We start from the raw sequence: 4034 nt of genomic DNA on the forward strand, positions 1-4034 counted from the left end.
ATCTGAATTTCGTCTACGCTTTTGATTGACTGCCCTACATCGTTGTTGTCCGGCATTAGAATATCTCCACAATTGAATCTTTCATGTTATTACCGCCACCATCACCAAGATCGATGGACCTTAATTGTTCGTTGTCCAGGGCATGCATGATTGCCCAAGCATTGTCGCCATGACCGGCGTTTTCAGATCGTGCAGCCTCATATGTCACCGTATTTCCTGTTGGCGTCATGGTTTTGCGCACCGATAGAAACGCCTGTGTGGTGGTGGTATCGCCGGCATCGTATTCAAGCAAGCCGCCGTTGATAATGTTTAGCGTCTTCAACACCAGCCTTGTCTTGACTTCTGGCGAATACTTTATCGCCTGGGCAGCCGGGAAAAACTCTTGCACCAGGTCAAACACACCGTAGCCAATGCCGGTAATGTCAACGCTAATACGCTCCACGTTGTATCGTTCGGCAACCAATGTTCGTATTTTTCTAGCCTGCTCTGGGAATGGAAGCCCTCGCATCGATACGACTTCAAGCAACCGAAACTTTCCACCAGTGACTACTGGCGGTGCAATAACCGCAACCACCGCATCATCGCGTGTCCGGCTTGGATCATAACCAAGCCAAACTCGGCGATTACCAAACGGCCTAGGCGCCAGCGGCTTGATGTCTTCCCAAACAACCCAGGCATCAACTTGGCAACGCATCAAAATAGGCAAAGAAAAAACACTGATCGAATCGTCGATAAATTCGCACATTAACAGATTGGCGAATTCGTCATCACTGTATTCAAGTTTCAACTGATCCAGGTCAAACAGGTCGCAGCCACCATCCATAGCATCCAGAACTGTGACAATCTGGCGCCACTGGCCATCCTCACAAACACGGCCAGCCTTTAACGCCTTGTGGCTGACATCGATGTTTATCTGCTGTTCTTTTGGCTTGCCTTTATTGTGGCGTTTCCCAGTCCAGAATTGGTGCGCCTCATGCGTAACAGACGACGGTGTAGAAAAATAGGTTTGCCGCCATCGTCTGTGCATGGCCATTCCACTGGCCACTTTGCGAAATTCTTCAAATCGTCCTATCCAGAAGTATTCATCCATGTAAACGTGCCCATGGTATCCTTGGGCGGTTTTAATATTCGTTCCAAGAAAATAAAGCGTGGCGCCATTCCATAGCGTGATAGGATCACCGGACAATTCGACCCCGGTTACCTCTTTGACAAAGGCGAGAATATACAACTTGAAAATGTATGCCTGGGCCTTGGATGCAGAGAGAAATATTTGATTATCACCGCTAACAACAGCGTCGACGATTGCTTCCCGTGCAAAATACCAGGTGGCGCCAATTTGCCTAGATTTTAGAATGTTGCGAATTCGGCTTTTCTTTCTGGCCTCATTCCATGCCTGCTGGTACTTGAACAGTGAACCGTGGAAGGCATCGACCAGGGATTCTACCTGTTCTTCACTCAGGTAGTTTTTAACCGGTTTTTTCTTTTTTCCTTCATTCCGTTTTTTAATGTTTGGGTTTAGGTCGGCTTCGTTTCCGGCTTGGTCATAACTACGAATCCTGGCAGTGTCTTTCAAGCCCTTTATCAGCATTTCAATTTCGCGAAGGTCGCCTTCTGTTTTTTCATCCTTTGCGACCAATCGAGATAACCTTGTGGTTATACAAAATTCCACCCTTTTAATTTCTGGTGTAGAGTCCCACTCGTCACGACGCTTCCATGAATAAATCGTGGCCGCGTTTATACTCAGCTTTTTTGAAATATGCGAGACTTTAAAGCCCTGCCAGAACAGGTACTTCGCATCTAATCGTTTTGCGCTATCTTGATCACTCATGCTGCAAGGTTATTGCGCTATCCAACCTTAAAACATTGCCTTGTGTTGTAGAATCGCCGACTACAACAACAACACATTGAATCCAACGACGACTTGCACGAACCTCGCTAGGAGCGACCACAAAAAACCAGCAAGGTATCAAACATGGCAACCAAAAATGCAAAAGTTTTTCGACGCGTAGCGGTGGAAGGCCAAACCATCGACGGCAGAGAACTAAGCAAGAGCGACATCCTAGACATGGCAGAAACCTATGATCCAAAGGTTTTTGGCGCACGAATCTGGCCAGAACACTACCGTGGTTTTTTTGCTGGTGGATATGGCGACGCTCTTGGCGACATTACCGAAGTTAAAGCCGAGATTATCAACGACGGAACGGCCCTGGATGGGAAGTATGGTTTTTTTGTGACAGGCGACGCACTACCAGGAATGAAGCTGCTGAACGACGCAAAGCAAAAGATTTTTTCATCAGTAGAAATCATTAAAAACTTTTGTGGCACTGGCAAAACATACTTTGCTGGAATTGCCGCTACCGACAGCCCAGCGTCACGAGGAACTGAAATTCTTGCTTTTTCAGCGACCAATAAACAAGAATTTATCAAGTTCGATTCAGAGGAAGTAAACGCCACCGAATTGTTCAGTGCGTTCAATCAAGCAGAATCACCGGAAAAATCAGAAAGCAAAGGCGCGCAATTTTTTTCAACAATCGCTGAACTATTCAAGCGCAGAACAAAAAGCGATGACGAACGCTTCAGCGGCATCGAATCCAGCGTGCAGCTTATCGCCGAAAGCCAGCGTGACAATTTGGACGCACACGACGACATGGCAAGCAAATTTTCCGAACTCACCACAAAATTCAATGACCTCGCCAATCAATACTCCTCGCTTTTAGCAGATCACAATGGCCTGAAAGAAACGCTATCAAAAACACCAGAAGGCGGGCAGCGCGGCAAGGCTTCAGGTGGGAATAGCGATTACGATCAAACCAACTGCTAGGCCGCATTTTCAGCGAGCAACCGGAACACCGAAAAACACTGAACAGACACCAGGAGCAACGAACTTATGAAACATTCAACCCGCCTAGCCTTCAACGCCATGTTAAAACGGATTGCCGAACTAAACGGCGTGGAAAACGTAAGCGAAAAATTCGCCGCAACGCCATCGGTAGAACAGGTCATGGAAGAACAAATTCAGCAAAGTAGCGAGTTTTTGCAATTCGTCAACATGCAACCTGTCGATGATCTGAAAGGCGAAAAGCTGGGCATTGGCGCAGCCAGTTCTATTGCAGGCAGAACAGACACTACCGTTTCAGACCGTGAAACTCGTGACATTGCCGGCATTGATCCTCACGGTTATGAGTGCAAACAAACAAACTACGACACCCACTTGCGCTACAACATTCTGGACGCGTGGGCCAAGCACAAAAACTTTCAGACCCTGGTTCGTGATGCCATTTTGAAACAACAAGGCCGCGATCGTTTGACCGTAGGATTTAACGGCACCAGCGCAGCGGCAACCACTAATCGTGTTGCAAACCCGCTGCTGCAGGACGTCAATATCGGCTGGTTGCAAAAACTACGCACCGAGGCGGCAGCACGCTTCCAAACTCAGGGCGCCAATGCTGGCAAAGTTCAGGTGGGAACCCAGGCCGGTAGCGACTACCAAAACCTGGATGAACTGGTCTTGGACATGCGCGGAAATTTGCTGCAACCATGGTATGCCAGAGACAATGAGCTGGTAGTTATTGCCGGCGCAGACCTGGTTGACGATAAATATATCCCCATGGTTAAGACCCATGCCGGAACGCCAACCGAAGCCACCGCCCTGGATATTCTGTTCTCAAACAAGCGTGTTGGTGGCCTGCCCGTGGTAGAAGTACCGAATTTCCCCTCCCGTTCGCTAATGATTACCCGCATTGGTAATTCGATGGACTCGAATCTGTCTATTTACTCACAGACAGGCAGCCGCCGTCGGATGATTATCGACAATCCAAAGCGCGACCGTATCGAAGACTTCCAAAGTGTAAACGAAGCCTTTGTCATCGAAGACCTGGGCCTGTGCTGCGCTGTTGAAAACATCACTTACTGGGGCGGCGCCGCCTGGAATGCGTAAGCATTAGCAGAAAGGAATAATCATGCTTAGACGATCACCAGCGCGTGACCACTTCATCAAGACCCTAGCCGCAGAAAATGCGGCCAGGGATGAAAGC

At 48.3% G+C, this 4034-nt stretch carries 3 protein-coding genes; 2 read left to right on the forward strand and 1 reads right to left on the reverse strand.

All coding sequences use genetic code 11. From position 1 onward, the window contains the following. Positions 1-55 precede the first annotated feature (55 nt). Entirely contained in the window at positions 56-1828 is a 1773-nt protein-coding gene (locus OEW58_13845; protein MDH5302428.1) for a terminase family protein, read from the reverse strand. A gap of 144 nt (positions 1829-1972) precedes the next feature. Here OEW58_13845 and OEW58_13850 point away from each other — a divergent pair, with 144 nt between their 5' ends. Together OEW58_13850 and OEW58_13855 are read left to right on the forward strand one after the other, a co-directional pair. Further along, positions 1973-2821 (forward strand): GPO family capsid scaffolding protein, encoded by an 849-nt coding sequence (locus OEW58_13850; GenBank protein MDH5302429.1) that lies wholly within the window; start codon positions 1973-1975, stop codon positions 2819-2821. Positions 2822-2887: 66 nt separating this feature from the next. Next, a complete protein-coding gene (locus OEW58_13855) occupies positions 2888-3937 on the forward strand; it encodes a phage major capsid protein, P2 family (protein ID MDH5302430.1) in 1050 nt (349 codons plus the stop codon). Positions 3938-4034: the final 97 nt, after the last annotated feature.

Source organism: Gammaproteobacteria bacterium (assembly GCA_029884425.1).
Classification (GTDB): Bacteria; Pseudomonadota; Gammaproteobacteria; order S012-40; family S012-40; genus JAOUHV01.